Here is a 16,685-nt window from a genome sequence, read left to right on the forward strand (position 1 = left end):
ATATCCCGATCGTTTTGTTCATGGGTCAAGCATGTCCGGCAACGCATTGGGTACTCTGTTTCGCGTCACCAATTTTGGTGAATCGCACGGGCCGGCCATTGGTGCCGTCATCGATGGCTGTCCGCCTGGGATGGCCCTGTCCGAAGCCGACATCCAGGTCCAGCTCGACCGGCGCCGGCCGGGCACTTCCAGGCACGTCACGCAGCGCCAGGAAGCGGATGCGGTGGAAATCCTCTCGGGGGTCTACGAAGGCGTCACTACCGGTACGCCCATCGGGCTCCTGATCCGCAATACGGATGCCCGCAGCCGCGATTACAAGAACATCGCCGACACGTTTCGGCCCGGCCACGCAGACTACACCTACTGGAAAAAATACGGCGTGCGCGACCCACGGGGCGGCGGGCGTTCCTCGGCGCGCCTGACGGCGCCTACCGTCGCGGCAGGCGCCGTCGCCAGAAAATGGCTGCTTGAAAACCACGACGTGGTGATTCGAGGCTACATGAGCCAATTGGGGCCCATCCAAATCCCGTTCGATTCCTGGGAGCCCGTATCGCAAAACCCGTTTTATGCGCCGAACGCGGCGTTGGTGCCCGAGCTCGAGGCGTTCATGGACCAGCTTCGCCGTTCGGGGGATTCGATTGGCGCGCGCATCGAGGTCTGTGCCGAAGGCGTGCCCGCAGGCTGGGGCGAGCCGATCTATGATCGCCTGGATGCCGACATCGCCCATGCAATGATGGGGCTGAACGCCGTCAAGGGGGTATCGCTGGGTTCCGGATTCGACTGCGTGACCTTGCGCGGTTCCGAGCAGGGCGATGAACTTGGCCCCGACGGCTTTTATTCCAACCAGGCCGGCGGTGTGCTGGGCGGGATCTCCTCGGGCCAGCCCCTGCGGGTGTCGCTGGCCATCAAGCCGACCTCCAGCATTCGCATCGAACGGCGCTCGGTCAACCGCAATCACGAACCGGTCATGGTGCAGACGCTGGGGCGTCACGATCCCTGCGTCGGCATTCGCGCCACACCCATTGCCGAGGCCTTGCTGGCCATCGTGCTCATGGACCACGCCCTGCGTCACAGGGGGCAATGCGGATGATGACGCGACGATTGATTCGCCGGCTTGGCTCGATCCTGGCAGTCAGCGGGCTGCTGGCTGCTTGCGCACCGGTGCAGACCACTCGATCGGGCCTGGTGGGCGTGCAGCGTCCACAATACATGACCAGCCTGGTGTCCGAGGCGCAGCTCGAACAGCAGGCCGCCCAGCAGTATGCGCAGGTGCTGGCGCAGGCCCGGGCGCAGGGTGCGCTCGATACGCCCGCCGCGCAAGCCGCGCGCGTGCAGAACATCGCGCGCCGGCTGATCGCCCAGGTGGGCGTCTTTCGGCCCGACGCCGCGGCCTGGAACTGGGAAGTCCATCTGCTGCGTTCGCCCGACGTCAATGCATGGTGCATGCCTGGGGGCAAGATGGCGGTGTACTCGGGGATGATCGACAAGCTCAATCCTACGGATGACGAGCTGGCGGCTGTACTGGGCCATGAGATCGCGCACGCCTTGCGCGAACATGCGCGCGAGCAGGTGTCCCAGCAAATGGCCACTGGCATCGGCCTGTCGGTTCTCGCGGCCGTGACCGGCAGCCAGGCGACAGCCGATCTGGGCAGCACGCTGGCCAACGTGATGTTTACCTTGCCCAACAGCCGTTCCCACGAGACCGAAGCGGATCGCATGGGGGTCGAACTGGCTGCGCGCGCGGGCTACGACCCTCATGCGGCGGTGTCCTTGTGGCAGAAAATGGGGCGGGTCTCGGCGGGCGGGCCACCCGAGATCCTGTCGACCCATCCTTCTTCGCAAAGCCGCATCCAGGATCTCGAGCGCGCTGCGCAACAAGTGATGCCGCTGTACCAGAAGCGTTGATCCCAGGTGGCCCTGGCCCGCGCCGGAAAGAGGGGTACTGCTGATACCAGTATCATCGGTGGTCTTGTCGGCATCGATGATGTTGGCATAATGAACCATTCACGAATTTCGAGTTCACGATCATGTCACAAACACTGTACGACAAGCTTTGGGACGCCCACGTAGTGCATCAGGGGCCCGACGGTACCTGCATTCTCTACATCGATAGGCATCTGGTCCACGAGGTCACCAGCCCCCAGGCCTTCGAAGGCCTGACGCTGGCCGGGCGCAAGCCCTGGCGCGTGGCCGCCAATCTGGCAGTGGCCGATCACAATGTGCCCACGACGGACCGCAGCCAGGGGATCCAGGACCCGATCTCGCGCCTGCAGGTCGAGACGCTGGACGAAAACTGCGAGACCTGGGGCATCACCGAATTCCGCATGGACGATCCGCGCCAAGGCATCGTGCACATCATCGGGCCCGAGCAGGGGGCGACCCTGCCGGGCATGACGGTGGTGTGTGGCGACTCCCACACCAGCACGCACGGCGCGATGGGGGCTCTGGCTTTCGGCATTGGCACCTCAGAGGTCGAGCACGTGCTCGCCACCCAGACCCTGCTCATGAAAAAGAGCCGCAATATGCTGGTCAAGGTCGAGGGCGACCTGCCTTTTGGCTGTACGGCAAAAGACCTGATTCTGTACGTGATCGGCCAGATCGGCACCGCGGGCGGAACAGGCTATGCCATCGAATTCGGTGGCAGCGCCGTGCGCGCGCTCTCCATGGAGGGCCGCATGACCATCTGCAACATGGCCATCGAGGCCGGCGCCCGCTCAGGCATGATCGCGGTGGATCAAACCACCATCGACTATTTCAAGGGCCGCCCGTATGCCCCTGAAGGCGCCTTGTGGGACCAGGCCGTAGCCTACTGGCAGACCCTGCATTCGGACCCGGATGCGGCGTTCGACCGGGTGGTCGAGATCGACGCCGCGCAGATCGAGCCGCAGGTCAGCTGGGGGACGTCGCCCGAAATGGTGACGTCCATCGGTGGGCAGGTACCCGACCCGCAAGGCGCGGACAGCCCGGGACGGCGCAAGGGCATGGAACGGGCCTTGCAGTACATGGCCCTGCAACCGGGCACGGCCATCACCGATATTTTCATCGACAAGGTATTCATTGGTTCTTGCACCAATGCCCGCATCGAAGACCTGCGCGCCGCGGCCGCGGTGATTCGCGGACGGCAGGTGGCGGGCAGCGTGAAGCTCGCCATGGTGGTGCCCGGCTCGGGCCTGGTCAAGGCTCAGGCAGAGCGAGAAGGGCTCGATCGGGTTTTCCTGGATGCGGGGTTCGAATGGCGCGAACCGGGGTGCTCCATGTGCCTGGCCATGAATGCCGACCGGCTCGAACCCGGCGAGCGGTGCGCTTCCACGTCGAACCGCAACTTCGAGGGCCGCCAGGGGCAGGGCGGGCGTACGCACCTGGTCAGCCCGGCCATGGCCGCTGCCGCGGCCGTGGCCGGCCATTTTGTCGATGTACGTTCTTTTTCCCAGGAATGACTATGCAAGCCTTTACCCAGCACCAGGGGCTGGTGGCCCCGCTCGATCGCGAGAATGTCGACACGGATCTCATCATCCCCAAGCAGTTTCTCAAATCGATCAAACGAACCGGATTCGGCCCGAACCTGTTCGACGAATTGCGCTACCTGGACCATGGCGAGCCTGGGATGGACAACGCCAAGCGCCCGCTGAATCCGGATTTTGTGCTCAACCAGCCACGTTACCAGGGGGCTTCCATCCTGCTGTGCCGCCGTAATTTCGGCTGCGGCTCCAGCCGCGAACATGCGCCATGGGCCTTGCAGCAATTTGGTTTTCGGGCATTGATCGCGCCCTCGTACGCGGATATTTTCTTTAACAACAGTTTCAAGAACGGGCTGCTTCCGGTGATTCTGCCCGAGGAGGTCGTCGCGGGTCTGTTCAAGGCGGTCGAAGCCACGCCCGGTTTTCAGCTCACCGTAGACCTGGCTGCCCAGCAGGTGACGGCGCCGGATGGCACCGCGTGGTCGTTCGAAGTCGATGCCTATCGCAAGAAGTCGCTGCTCCAGGGCCTCGATGAAATCGGCCAGACGCTTCTGCACGCCGACGAGATCCGCGCCTTCGAGGCGGCCCGTTTGGCGCGCCACCCCTGGCTCACCAAGGTGGCTTCCTGATGGTTTTCCACCACGACGGCGTGGTGCCTGTCATTGGATGAAACATGACTGCTCGTATCGTTGTATTGCCCGGCGATGGCATCGGGCCTGAAATCGCCGAACAGGCCATGCGGGTGCTCGGGGCCTTGGGCCTCGACCTGGATCTTCAGCAAGCCCCCGTCGGTGGGGCGGCCTATGAAATATCGGGCCATCCGTTGCCCGATAGTACGCTCGAATTGGCGCGCTCCGCCGATGCGATTCTGTTCGGCGCAGTCGGCGACTGGAAATACGACCAGCTCGATCGCGCCCTGAGGCCCGAGCAAGCCGTGCTGGGCCTGCGCAAAGCACTTGGCCTGTTCGCGAATCTGCGGCCCGCCATCCTCTATGAAGAACTGGCCAATGCCTCTTCGCTCAAGCCGGACGTGGTGTCGGGGCTCGACATCCTGATCGTGCGCGAGCTGACGGGGGATATCTATTTTGGCCAGCCGCGCGGCGTGCGCATCCTGGAACATGGGCCGTATGCGGGTCAGAAACAGGGTTATGACACCATGCACTATGCGCAAGGGGAAATCCGCCGCATTGCCCACGTCGCCTTCCAGGCAGCCGCCCGGCGGCAGGGCAGGCTGTGCAGTGTCGACAAATCGAACGTGCTCGAGACGTCCCAGCTGTGGCGCAGCACCGTGATCGACGTGGCCCGCGAATATCCGCAGGTCGAACTCAGCCACATGTACGTCGATAATGCCGCCATGCAGCTGGTGCGCGCACCCAAGGCATTTGACGTGATCGTCACCGGAAACCTGTTCGGTGACATCCTGTCCGACGAGGCTGCCATGCTGACAGGTTCGATTGGCATGCTGCCGTCCGCATCCTTGAACGCAAGCCGACAGGGCCTGTACGAACCGTGCCACGGGTCGGCGCCCGACATCGCGGGCAAGAACCAGGCCAACCCGCTGGCCATGATTCTGTCCGTTGCCATGATGCTGCAATATTCGCTGGACCAGCCCGCGTCAGCCCTGCGCATCGAGCAGGCGGTCAGGCATGTCCTGGCGCAAGGCCTGCGCACGCCCGACCTCTACGAACCGGGTACGACCCGGGTATCCACCACCGAAATGGGCGACGCCGTGCTGAAAGCATTAAAATAGACAGATTCGACGCAATTTCGCTTTTTGTTTCGGGCAGGTTTTCATGGTACAGGCAGTCGGTTTGGTGGGGTGGCGCGGCATGGTGGGTTCCGTACTCATGCAGCGTATGCGCACGGAAAATGATTTCTCGCTATTTGAGCCCGTGTTTTTTTCAACCAGCAACGCCGGCGGCAGGGCACCCGAATGGGCAGACGGGGCGGGTCCCCTACAAGACGCCCACGATATCCCCACGCTCAGGAAACTTCCGATCATCGTGTCCGCCCAAGGGGGCGATTACACGTCGGCCGTGTATCCGGCACTGCGCGCGTCCGGCTGGGATGGTCTGTGGATCGACGCGGCCAGCACGTTGCGCATGAATGACGACGCCGTGATTATGCTGGATCCCGTCAATCGGCCGGTCATCGATGCGGCCATCCAGCGCGGGGTGCGTGATTTCATCGGCGGCAATTGCACGGTCAGCTGTATGCTGATGGGGCTCGCCGGCCTCTTCAAGGCCGATATGGTCGAATGGCTAAGCACCATGACCTACCAGGCGGCTTCCGGGGGCGGGGCGCGCCACATGCGCGAACTCCTGACCCAGTTCGGCATTCTCAATCAGTCGGTGCGCGTTTTGCTCGACGACCCGGCATCGGCCATTCTAGAGATCGACCGCGGCGTTCTCCAGGCGCAGCAGGCCGACACGCTGCCACAAGACAATTTTGGCGTGCCTCTGGGGGGCAGCCTGATACCCTGGATCGACAAGGACCTCGGCAACGGCGTCTCGCGTGAAGAATGGAAGGGCGGGGCCGAGACCAACAAGATCCTGGGGCGCGGCCAGGCCGGGGCGGATCCCATTCCGGTCGACGGCCTGTGTGTACGGATCGGCGCCATGCGCTGCCACAGCCAGGCGCTTACCATCAAGCTGCGTGCCGATTTTCCCCTCGAAGACATCGAAGAGGCGATACGCGGCGGCACCGAATGGGCCCGCTTGATCCCCAACGAAAAAGAGTCCTCGATGCGCGACCTCACACCTGTGGCGGTCACTGGGACACTGTCCATTCCCGTGGGCCGCTTGCGCAAGATGTCCATGGGTCCGCAGTACCTCAGCGCCTTCACCGTAGGTGATCAACTCCTGTGGGGTGCTGCCGAACCACTACGACGCATGTTGCGTATCGCTCTGGGTGAACTCTGAATGAACATCACGGCCCGCCGCCTGTCACGATTTCGTCATCTTTCCACAGGCTGTCTGGCCATCGGGGTGCTGGGCAGCAGCCTGCTGGCCGCCGGGGCAGTCCATGCCGCATCATTTGGCCATGCACGCCTGGCCTCTGCCGCCGGCGAGCCTTTTCTCGTCCTGATCCCGGTATCCGATCTGACGCCGGCCGACGAAGGCGTGCTCTCGGCCCGGCCCGCGCCGGCCGAGCAATGGCTGGCTGCGGGCCTGACTCCCCCCGTATCGCTAGACAGCCTGACGGTCTCGATCGCGCCATCTGCAGCCGGGGAAGGCAGGCGGGTGCTGCGTGTGTCTTCCAAGCTGCCCTTTACGGCCGACCTGGCGGATCTCCTGCTCGACGTGTCGACGGCCAGTGGCCAGCAGCGCTACCAGGTATCGCTGGTGTCTCCCGCACCGGGCAAAGGGGCTGCCGTGGGGCAGGCATCGGGCCCGGGCAATGGTTCGGCCACGACCCGAGCCGGGCAAGTCCGGCCAGAAGCCATCCTGGTGAAGCCGGGTGACAATCTGTTCAAGATCAGTCGCTACAGGGTGCCTCAAGGGGCCTCCATCTACCAGCTTATGATGGCGTTTCAGCGGGTCAACCCGCGCGCCTTCATTCATGACAACGTCAATCTGGTTCGCGCCGGGGCCACGCTGAACATGCCCGATCTGGCAGAGATCCTGTCCATTTCCGATGCCGAAGCCCGGCGCCAGTTCATGGCCCACGTAGCGGCTTTCAAGCGCTTGCGCGGCGCATTGGCCGATTCCGTGCCCAGTATGGCGGCCATCGATCGGGCCATGGCCAGTCAGGCGCAAGCCATCGAGGCGCCCAACAAAGAAACGCCTGCACAGCCACCCGTCGCGACCGTGCCCGACGTACAAGACCGCCTGCGCCTGACCGAACCGGTGCAGTCTCCCGCTCCGGCACCGTCGGGCAGCACGGTGGCAGCCGGGGCTGCAGTGGGGCCTGTTGCAGTGGCTGATGCCGATGCCGTCTCTCGGCCTTCAGTCCTCTCGGATTCCGGCCCTTTGCCGGGCACGGTGGCGCGCAGCGATGCCGCCGCTTCAGCGCAGTCTGCTGCCAGCCGCTTGTCGGATTCGGCCTCTTCGCATGACCAGGCCTCGAACGGCGCAGCATCGGCAGTAGGCAGTCCGGCTGCGAAGGGCATGGATTCCAAGGACGCCATGGCCGCCGCATCGGGTGTCGCGGCTTCTTCATCCGACCGCACGGATGCCGCCAGCACCGCAGTCCAGGCACAGAGCGATGCCACGTCTTCCGTCTCCAGCCCTTCAGGCGCGCCCAGTGCTTCGGCACCCTCCGCGGCAGATACGCCGTCCACCCAGGAACCCGACACTGCCCCAGCGGCCGTGGCCAAAGATTCGGACACCGTCACGGCGCGTCAGCACGCCCTGGAAGAAGCCGAATCCCGTATCAGCCAGCTTGAAGACAATATCAAGAACCTGGATCAGGCGCTCAAGTCGCAGGGTGAGGCGGCCCGCAGTGCCATCGTGCAGGGGGTCGAGGCGCTGGGAAGCTCCCTGGGCCATTTGGCCGACGTGATCGGCGATCCTTCGGATGAATCCTCAAAAGGCTCGGATGCCGCAGACACGGACGTCGCAGATACGGACGTCGCCGGTGCGCAGGCCGCCGATCAGTCAGCCGCCGCCGTTTCCGGTTCCATGGGTGCTGAACCCGATGCAGCCGGTCCGGGGGTCGATGTCGCCGGTACGAAGGCGGACGTCGGTGCGGATACCCATGCGAAGGTGGATGTCGGTGCGGATACCCATGCGAAGGTGGATGTCGGTGCGGATGCCGGCACGAAGGATACCAGCAGTCCGGTTGGCACGATGCAGGCGGCTGACTCAGAGCGTCTCGCGCCCGGCGCGGGTGCCGAGGCCGTAGGTGCCAACGACGGCACGGATGCAAAATCGGCGGGCACGGCGGGGGGGCAGGCCACCAGCGGTGCAGCGCCCACCGTCGGCGAGTCGCAACCGGCGGGTGCCACCGATTCATCGGGCAGTGCCGGCATAACGGGCTCGGCTGCAGGCGCTGCAGCCCCGGCGGCTGCAACGCAGGCCGCAGGCGTGGCGGGCGCCACAGAGGGCGCCACGGGGGTGTCTTCCGGCGCGCCGGGGGGCGGGCCAGAGGGGGCGCAAGGTGGGGGGGCCGGAGCGATCCAGTTGCCCGCGCCAGCCGACTCGTCCTCCAGGGCCGCAGCGGCCACGCCCGGTGCGGCTGTGGCGGAAACGGGATCGTGGTGGCAGCAGCATGCCGTCAAGGTCGTATCGGGCATCCTGGCGCTGCTGGTTCTGATCATTGCCTGGGTACTGCGCCGGGCCAGCAAGGCGCGCGAGGCGGCGGCCCTGCGTTCGAGCGAAACGCATGCCATGGTCAGTGAGAAAATCCGCGACATCGACCTCGATCTCAAATAGGGCAGGGTCCCCGTGGCGCGCATCGCTCTGGGCTTGTCCTATCAGGGCACCGGTTGGCACGGATGGCAGACCCAGCCCGATCACAGGGGCGTACAAGATGCCGTAGAGACGGCATTACAGCGTTTTCTTGGGGGTGCCCGCTGCCCGACCGTCTGCGCGGGGCGCACGGATTCGGGCGTGCACGCGCTGCAGCAGGTGATCCACGTGGACGTCGAGGCCGAGCGCCGGATGGAATCCTGGGTGCGCGGGCTCAATGCCTTGCTGCCCGACTCCGTGGCCGTGCATTGGGCCCATCCGGTTCAGGCGCACTTCCACGCCCGCTTCGCCGCCCGCAGCCGGACCTATCTGTATCTGCTCAACAGTGCCGCGGTTCGTTCGCCCCTGATGCGTGGACGCGCCGGTTGGGTGCATGACGCGCTCGACGCTGCGGCCATGCGCAGGGCGGGCCAGTACCTGGTGGGCGAGCACGATTTCAGTGCGTTCCGTTCGGCCGAATGTCAAGCCGCCAGCCCGGTGCGTACGCTACAGGCCCTGGTGATTTACGATCGGCCCGGTTGGCTTTTGTTCGAGTTCCGTGCCAACGCCTTCCTGCACCACATGGTGCGTAACCTGATGGGCGCGCTGCTCATGGTGGGACGTGGGCGTCGACCGCCGGATTGGGTGGCGGATCTGCTCGAACAGCGCGACCGCCGCCTCGCGGCGCCGACTTTCATGCCCGATGGCCTGTATCTGGCGCACGTCGGTTACCCGGCGCACCCTGATCTGCCGCTGCTGGCCCCCATGCAGGCCCTGGCGCGTCACGTCGCCCTGCATTTTTGAGCATACTCGGGGGATTACCGAGGCCAGCTCACGACCGCTTCGTATAGAATTGAGCGGTTTATTCGAACAGGGTGCCAAAAGCGCCTGGCCGTTTCGCCGGAAACAACATGAAACTCCTACTCCTGTGGTCCCGCTGGGTGGATGCACTCAATACGCTGGTGGGGCGGGCCGTGACCTGGCTGGTTCTGGTGGTAGTGCTGGTCAGCGCCGGCAATGCGGTGTTTCGCAAGTTCCTGAGCCTGAGCTCCAATGCCTGGCTCGAGCTGCAGTGGTATCTGTTCGGTGCCATTTTCCTGCTGGCCGCAGGGTACACGTTCCTGCGCAATGAACACGTGCGGGTCGACGTGCTGTCTCAGAAATTGTCGGAACGAACACAGGTCGGCATCGAGATCTTCGGTGTCGTATTCTTTTTGCTGCCCGCCGCCAGCCTGGTCTTTTGGCTGTCCATCCCCTATTTCTGGCTGTCTTTCGAGTTGCAGGAGCTTTCTTCAAATACGGCCGGCCTGATTCGCTGGCCTGCCAAGCTGCTGATACCCGTCGGGTTCTTCCTGCTCATCCTGGCGGGCCTGTCGCATCTCATCAAGTGCGTCGGCTTCCTGCGCGGGCAGTGCCCCAATCCCATGAAAATATCCGACCGCAAAACCGACGAGGAAGCATTGGTCGAAGATTTACTGGCCCAACAGCAGCGCGCCACCCACGGTCAAGGGCACTGAGCCATGGAATTCATCGTCGGCAATCTGGCCCCGATCATGTTCCTCAACCTGATCGTGTTCCTGCTGCTGGGATTCCCGGTCGCCTTTTCGCTGGCCGCCACAGGCGTGCTCTATGGGCTGATCGCCATCGACCTGGACCTCATGAGCCCCCTGCTGTTTCAGGCCTTGCCGCAGCGTATTTTCGGTATTGTGGGCAACGACACCTTGCTTGCCGTGCCGTTCTTCACCTTCATGGGCCTGATCCTCGAGCGTTCAGGCATGGCCGAAGACCTGCTGGATACCGTGGGCCAGCTGTTCGGCCCCCTGAGAGGCGGGTTGGCCATCGCCGTGGTTTTCGTGGGTGCCCTGCTGGCCGCGACGACGGGGGTCGTGTCGGCTTCGGTGATTTCCATGGGGCTGATTTCCCTGCCGATCATGCTGCGTTATGGCTATGATCGCCGCCTGGCTTCAGGCGTGATCGCTGCCTCCGGAACCTTGTCGCAAATCATACCGCCGTCGCTGGTACTCATCATTCTGGCGGATCAACTGGGGCGTTCGATCGGCGACATGTATCGGGGCGCCATGATGCCCGGCCTGATACTGGCTGGCGCCTATATGGCATACGTGCTGCTGGTGGCCATCGTACGTCCCTCGCATGTCCCGGCTCTGCCCATGGAAGCCCGTGGTTTCGTGGACGAACGCGGCCACCGGGGCTTGCGTTCACTGCTGGTCCTGACGCTGATCGCCGCGGCCGCCGCCTACTGGGGGTCCAATTATTATTTCAGCACGCATGAAGACATCCCAGTCGATGAACGGGTGGTCATCATTCTCCTGATCTGGGGCTGCGCGGCTTTGGCCATGGCGCTTGGCAACCGATGGCTGCGGCTGGGGTTGCTGTCGGCGCTGGCCGAGCGGGTCGTCTTCGTGATGATTCCACCGCTGGCGCTGATTTTTCTGGTGTTGGGTACGATTTTCATCGGCTTGGCCACACCGACCGAAGGCGGCGCCATGGGTGCCGTCGGTGCTTTGGTCATGGCCATTTCGCGCGGGCGCTTTTCCATGCGGCAATTGCGCCAGGCGATGGAAAGCACGGCCCGGCTGTCGTGCTTCGTGGTGTTCATTCTGGTCGGTTCGACTATTTTCAGCCTCAGCTTCCGGGGCATCAACGGTGACTTGTGGGTCGAGCAACTGCTGCTGCACGTGCCCGGGGGCGAGCTGGGCTTTCTGGTCGTGGTCAGCGTGATGACCTTCTTCCTGGCCTTTTTCCTGGATTTCTTCGAACTGGCCTTCATCATCGTGCCCTTGCTGGGGCCGGTGGCCGAAAAAATGGGGATCGACCTGATCTGGTTCGGCGTATTGCTGGCCGTGAACATGCAGACTTCGTTCGTGCACCCCCCGTTCGGATTTGCCTTGTTTTATTTGCGCTCCGTGGCACCCAAGGAAGACTATCACGACCGGGTCACGGGCCAGTTGATCGCCAAAGTGACCACGGGACAGATCTACATGGGTTCGATTCCGTTCATCATCATCCAGATCCTGATGGTGGCGGCCGTATTGGCGTTCCCGGGCATGGTCACGCACTACAAAGGGGATGCCCCGGTCATCGATCCGGCGACAGTGACCTTCGGCCAGGACAGCACCTACGGGCTGGACGATTTCGACGACGATCCGGGGGGCGCATTCCAATGACCGGCCGTACGCGCATCAAGATCTGTGGCCTGACCCGCGACGCCGATCTCCAGGCAGCCATTCATTGCGGCGTGGATGCCATCGGCCTGGTGTTCCATCCTGCCAGCCCGCGCTATCTACAGCCGCGCGCTGCCGCGCGGCTGCGGGCACAGGTCCCTGCGTTCGTGAGTACGGTCGCGCTGTTTGCCAATGCACGGGCGGCGGATGTACAACAGGTCATCGCCACCGTGCGGCCCGACATCCTGCAGTTTCATGGTGAAGAACCCGAGACATTCTGTACCTCGTTCGGCATGCCCTACATCAAGGCTTTCCGGGTGGGGGCGCCCGGCCAGCATGACGCGGCGGCGCTCGCGCGCACCTGCTCGCGTTATGCCTCTGCCTCGGCCTGGCTGTTCGACAGCTACAGCCCGGCCTATGGCGGCAGCGGCCTGAAGTTCGACCTGGCCCTGCTGAGCGCCGTGCCCAGCGCGCCAGGGGCGCGCGCCATCGTGCTTTCAGGGGGGCTTACACCAGATAACGTGGCTGCGGGCCTGGCGGCCTGTGCGCCCTATGCGGTCGACGTCAGCAGCGGGGTCGAGTCCGCCCCCGGCATCAAAGACGAACACAAGATCCACCAGTTCGTGCAGGCGGTCATGCAAGCCGATCTACAATCCCGCGTATCCAGATCTCGCACCGTCAGGGACCATACCCTGCAATCTTCCAGGAGCTCCTCATGAATCTGTCCTCCGTCCTTCGCCAACTGGCTACTGCTTCGGCGCTGGCCAGCCTGATGCTGGCAGCCAGTGCACAGGCCCAATCGGTGGCCGTCACCTCCATCGTCGAGCACCCTGCGCTCGATTCCGTCAAAGAAGGCGTCCATCAGGCGCTCAAAGAGGCGGGTTACACCGAGGCCAAGGGTCTGAAATGGCAATATCAGACCGCGCAGGGCAACACGGCCATCGCGGCCCAGATTGCGCGCAAATTCGTGGGCGACCATCCGGATGTGATCGTCGCCATTGCCACGCCATCGGCCCAGGCGGTGGTGGCTGCCACCAAGTCCATCCCGGTGGTGTATTCCGCCGTGACGGATCCGGTGGCCGCACAGCTGGTTCCATCCTGGGAGGCGTCCGGCACGAACGTCACCGGGGTATCCGATGCCCTGGCCCTCGAAAAACAGGTCGAACTGATTCGCCAGATCGTGCCCGACGCCAAGAAAGTCGGGATGGTCTACAACCCGGGCGAGGCCAATTCGGTGGTGGTGGTCAAGCAGATGCGCGAGCTCCTGCCGCAGTCGGGCATGACCCTGGTCGAGGCCTCAGCGGCGCGTACCGTCGACGTGGGCGCGGCGGCGCGCAGCCTGGTCGGCAAGGTCGACGCGATCTACACCAGCACCGACAACAACGTGGTGTCGGCGTTCGAGTCCCTGGTGAAGGTGGCCGATTCCGCCAAGATTCCCCTGATCGCGTCGGACACCGACAGCGTCAAGCGCGGCGCCATCGCTGCGCTGGGGGTCAACTACCACGATCTGGGGCTGCAGACCGGCCAGTTGGTGGTGCGCATCCTGAAGGGCGAGAAGCCGGGCGACATGGCATCGGAAACCAGCTCCAGGGTCGAGTTGTTCGTCAACCCGGCGGCCGCCGAAAAACAGGGGGTCACCCTGTCTGAAGACCTGATCAAGACGGCGGCGCAGGTTATCCAGTAATGTCCGTCTATTCGATGTGGGGCGCCCTGGAGATCGGGTTGATTTTCAGCCTGGTCGCCCTGGGCGTCCTGATTTCATTTCGAATCCTCAACTTTCCCGACCTCACGGTCGACGGCAGTTTCCCACTGGGCGGTGCCACAGCGGCCATCCTGATCCACCATGGCAGCGACCCTTTCCTGGCCACCGGAGCCGCCGCATTGGCTGCGGGTTTTGCCGGCGTGGTCACGGGCTGGCTGAACGTCAGCCTGAAGATCATGGACTTGCTGGCCAGCATCCTGGTCATGATCGCTTTGTATTCGATCAATCTGCGGGTCATGGATGCGCCCAACATTCCGCTGATCATGGAGCCCACGGTCTTTACCGTGCTGCAGCCGGCCGGCCTGGAAGACTATGTGGCGCGGCCACTGATCCTGTTGCTCATCGTACTGGCAGCCAAGTGGTTGCTGGACTGGTTCTTCGCCACCCAGATCGGGCTGGCCATGCGCTCGACGGGCTCCAATCCGCGCATGGCGCGCGCGCAGGGCATCCACACGGGGCGCATGGTCCTGTTGGGGATGGCGATCTCCAATGCCCTGTGCGGGCTCGCGGGTGCCTTTTTTGCCCAGTCGCAGGGCGGCGCGGACATTTCCATGGGAATCGGTACCATCGTGATCGGGCTGGCCGCGGTCATCATTGGCGAATCCATTCTGCCTTCGCGCAGGCTCGTGGTCATCACGCTGGCGGTCGTGCTCGGCGCCGTGCTGTATCGCTTTTTCGTCGCACTCGCGCTGAATGCGGACTTCATCGGCCTGAAAGCGCAGGATCTGAATCTCATCACGGCGGTCCTGGTCACCGTGGCGCTGGTCATTCCGCTGGTCAAGCAGCGGCTGCAGAAGAAAAGGGCCTGATGCATGCTGAGCGCACAAGATCTGCACCTGACATTCAACCCTGGCACGCCGATCGAAACCCAGGCGCTGCGCGGCATGTCGCTCGACATCCCGACGGGCCAGTTCGTCACGGTCATTGGCTCCAATGGGGCCGGCAAGTCGACCTTCCTGAACGCGATCTCCGGCGAGCAGGCCGTGGATTCGGGGCGCATCCTGATCGACGGCGAAGACGTCACCCGTCTGGCGGTCTGGGACAGGGCGCACAAGGTCGCACGGGTCTTCCAGGATCCCATGGCGGGCACGTGCGAGAATCTCAGCATCGAGGAAAACATGTCGCTGGCCCTGGGGCGCGGCCAGTTTCGGAGCCTGCGACGCGCCGTACGCGAAGAGATGCGCGTCCTGTTTCGCGAGCGGCTCGCCATGCTGGGGTTGGGCCTCGAAAACCGGCTGACCGACCGCATCGGCCTGCTCTCCGGCGGGCAACGCCAGGCCGTCAGCTTGCTGATGGCGGCCCTGCGGCCGTCACGCATCCTGCTGCTGGATGAACACACCGCTGCGCTGGACCCGCGTACCGCGCGCTTCGTGCTCGAGCTCACTTCGCGCATCGTGGCCGAACAGGGCCTGACCACCATGATGGTGACGCACAGCATGCGCCAGGCGCTCGACGTCGGCGATCGGACGGTCATGCTGCATCACGGCAAGGTGGTTCTGGATGTGTCCGGCGCGTCGCGTCAGGGGCTCGATGTTCCTGACCTGCTCCAGATGTTCGAACAGGTGCGTGGCGAGGTCCTGGCCGATGACAGCCTTCTGCTCGACTGAGCGCTTCCCATGGGGTCCCGAGGTTTCCCTTTATACTTGGCCTTTCGTCGCCGTTTTTCGGAGTCTTTTGCATGATCCTCAGCAGTCGATGGTCAGGTCGCAGCATGCGCCTTCTGATTCTGGTGGTGTTGCTAGGCCTGTCCGCCTGTGGCCGCGAGGCGCCCCAGGCACCCGCCGGCATGAAGATCCCCGTGAGCGTGATCGAGCTGCAACCCCAGGCCACGCAGATCACGACCGATCTCCCAGGGCGTGTCCTGGCCATCGAAGACGCCGAGATCCGGGCGCGCGTCACGGGCATCGTGAAGTCCATCAATTTCGACCAGGGCAGCGTGGTCAAGGCGGGTCAGCTGCTGTTCGTGATTGACCCGGCGCCGTACCAGGCGGCTCGCGACCAGGCCGCAGCACAGCTCCAGAACGCCCAGGCTGCGGACCTCTCTGCGCGCCTGCTCGAACAGCGCTATGCCAAGCTGATCAAAAACCATGCCATCAGCCAGCAGGATTTCGACAATGCCCAGGCCCAGGCCCGCCAGGCCTCGGCCGCGGTGGCCGCCGCGCAGGCCGCCCTCGATGCGGCCGAAATCGACCTGGGGTATACCCAGGTGACCTCGCCCATCGACGGTCGCATCGGCAAAGCCCAGGTCACCGTCGGGGCCCTGGTCAGTGCCTCTTCGGCCACGACTCTCGCGGTCGTGCACCGCTTCAACGAGGTCTACGTCGACATCACCCAGCCGGTGTCCGAACTCGCCACCTTGCGCAACCAGATCGCCCGTGGCGAGATTCGCCCCGATTCGCAGGGCAATTCCCGCGTGACGATCCTGCTGGGCGATGGCCAGCCCTACGAGCACGCGGGCACGCTGCTTTTTTCCGGGATTGCCGTGGATCCGGGTACCGGTCAGGTCAACCTCAGGGCCCTGTTCCCCAATCCCGAAGAAACGCTCCTGCCTGGGCTCTACGTCCGCGTGTTGCTGGATCAGGGCTCGGATGACCAGGCATTGGTGGTCCCTCAGCAAGCCATCTTGCGCACTCCAGATGGCAACAGTACGGTGGTGCTGGTGCAAGATGACAAGGCGGCCTATGTGCCCGTCCAGCTGGGCCCTCGCTCGGGGGGCGGCTACGTCGTATACAAAGGGTTGAAAGCGGGCGATCAGCTCGTCGTGGCGGGTTTTCAGAAGATCCGACCCGGGGCGCCCGTGCAGCCCACGCCCTGGAAGGATCCGGCAGCCGGCTCGGGTCAAAACGACGCGACCAGCCAGCCAGCCGGCTGACGGCGTCCTTTATCGCGAGCA

General features: G+C 64.1%; 15 protein-coding genes. All 15 read left to right on the forward strand.

Going from position 1 to position 16,685, the window contains the following annotated elements; genetic code table 11:
• Positions 1-31 precede the first annotated feature (31 nt).
• Positions 32-1,090, forward strand: a complete 1,059-nt coding sequence (gene aroC, locus WCZ84_RS00755; RefSeq protein ID WP_372684339.1) for a chorismate synthase — start codon at positions 32-34, stop codon at positions 1,088-1,090.
• Positions 1,087-1,905 carry a M48 family metallopeptidase gene (locus tag WCZ84_RS00760; protein WP_372684340.1) on the forward strand — a complete coding sequence of 273 codons (819 nt, stop codon included), beginning with the start codon at positions 1,087-1,089 and terminating at the stop codon, positions 1,903-1,905. Before aroC ends, WCZ84_RS00760 begins: the two co-directional genes overlap by 4 nt.
• Positions 1,906-2,027: 122 nt before the next feature.
• Positions 2,028-3,437 carry a 3-isopropylmalate dehydratase large subunit gene (leuC, locus tag WCZ84_RS00765; RefSeq protein ID WP_372684341.1) on the forward strand — a complete coding sequence of 470 codons (1,410 nt, stop codon included), beginning with the start codon at positions 2,028-2,030 and terminating at the stop codon, positions 3,435-3,437.
• Between the two features lie 2 nt (positions 3,438-3,439).
• Positions 3,440-4,087, forward strand: coding sequence for a 3-isopropylmalate dehydratase small subunit (leuD, locus tag WCZ84_RS00770; protein WP_372684342.1), 648 nt, complete (start codon positions 3,440-3,442; stop codon positions 4,085-4,087).
• 44 nt (positions 4,088-4,131) lie between these two features.
• Complete coding sequence (gene leuB / locus WCZ84_RS00775) at positions 4,132-5,208, forward strand: 3-isopropylmalate dehydrogenase (protein ID WP_372684343.1); 1,077 nt, start codon at positions 4,132-4,134, stop codon at positions 5,206-5,208.
• Positions 5,209-5,251: 43 nt separating this feature from the next.
• Entirely contained in the window at positions 5,252-6,379 is a 1,128-nt protein-coding gene (gene asd / locus WCZ84_RS00780; protein ID WP_372684344.1) for an aspartate-semialdehyde dehydrogenase, read from the forward strand.
• Positions 6,380-8,833, forward strand: coding sequence for a FimV/HubP family polar landmark protein (locus WCZ84_RS00785; RefSeq protein WP_372684345.1), 2,454 nt, complete (start codon positions 6,380-6,382; stop codon positions 8,831-8,833).
• Between the two features lie 12 nt (positions 8,834-8,845).
• Positions 8,846-9,652 (forward strand): tRNA pseudouridine(38-40) synthase TruA, encoded by an 807-nt coding sequence (gene truA / locus WCZ84_RS00790; RefSeq protein ID WP_372684346.1) that lies wholly within the window; start codon positions 8,846-8,848, stop codon positions 9,650-9,652.
• Between the two features lie 107 nt (positions 9,653-9,759).
• The gene (locus tag WCZ84_RS00795; protein ID WP_372684347.1) at positions 9,760-10,365 is read left to right on the forward strand and encodes a TRAP transporter small permease subunit; all 606 of its coding nucleotides are present in this window, start codon (positions 9,760-9,762) and stop codon (positions 10,363-10,365) included.
• Positions 10,366-10,368: 3 nt separating this feature from the next.
• Positions 10,369-12,033 (forward strand): TRAP transporter large permease subunit, encoded by a 1,665-nt coding sequence (locus WCZ84_RS00800; protein ID WP_372684348.1) that lies wholly within the window; start codon positions 10,369-10,371, stop codon positions 12,031-12,033.
• Entirely contained in the window at positions 12,030-12,749 is a 720-nt protein-coding gene (locus WCZ84_RS00805) for a phosphoribosylanthranilate isomerase (RefSeq protein ID WP_372684349.1), read from the forward strand. The genes WCZ84_RS00800 and WCZ84_RS00805 overlap by 4 nt, the downstream gene beginning before the upstream one ends.
• Positions 12,746-13,714: an ABC transporter substrate-binding protein gene (locus WCZ84_RS00810; protein WP_372684350.1), complete on the forward strand. Its 969-nt coding sequence runs from the start codon at positions 12,746-12,748 to the stop codon at positions 13,712-13,714. Before WCZ84_RS00805 ends, WCZ84_RS00810 begins: the two co-directional genes overlap by 4 nt.
• Positions 13,714-14,601 (forward strand): ABC transporter permease, encoded by an 888-nt coding sequence (locus WCZ84_RS00815; protein ID WP_372684351.1) that lies wholly within the window; start codon positions 13,714-13,716, stop codon positions 14,599-14,601. Before WCZ84_RS00810 ends, WCZ84_RS00815 begins: the two co-directional genes overlap by 1 nt.
• Before the next feature lie 3 nt (positions 14,602-14,604).
• Complete coding sequence (locus tag WCZ84_RS00820; protein WP_372684352.1) at positions 14,605-15,399, forward strand: ABC transporter ATP-binding protein; 795 nt, start codon at positions 14,605-14,607, stop codon at positions 15,397-15,399.
• A 104-nt stretch (positions 15,400-15,503) separates the two neighbouring features.
• Positions 15,504-16,664 (forward strand): efflux RND transporter periplasmic adaptor subunit, encoded by a 1,161-nt coding sequence (locus WCZ84_RS00825; RefSeq protein ID WP_372684353.1) that lies wholly within the window; start codon positions 15,504-15,506, stop codon positions 16,662-16,664.
• Positions 16,665-16,685: the final 21 nt, after the last annotated feature.

It is taken from the genome of Castellaniella sp. (assembly GCF_041675725.1).
GTDB lineage: Bacteria > Pseudomonadota > Gammaproteobacteria > Burkholderiales > Burkholderiaceae_B > Castellaniella.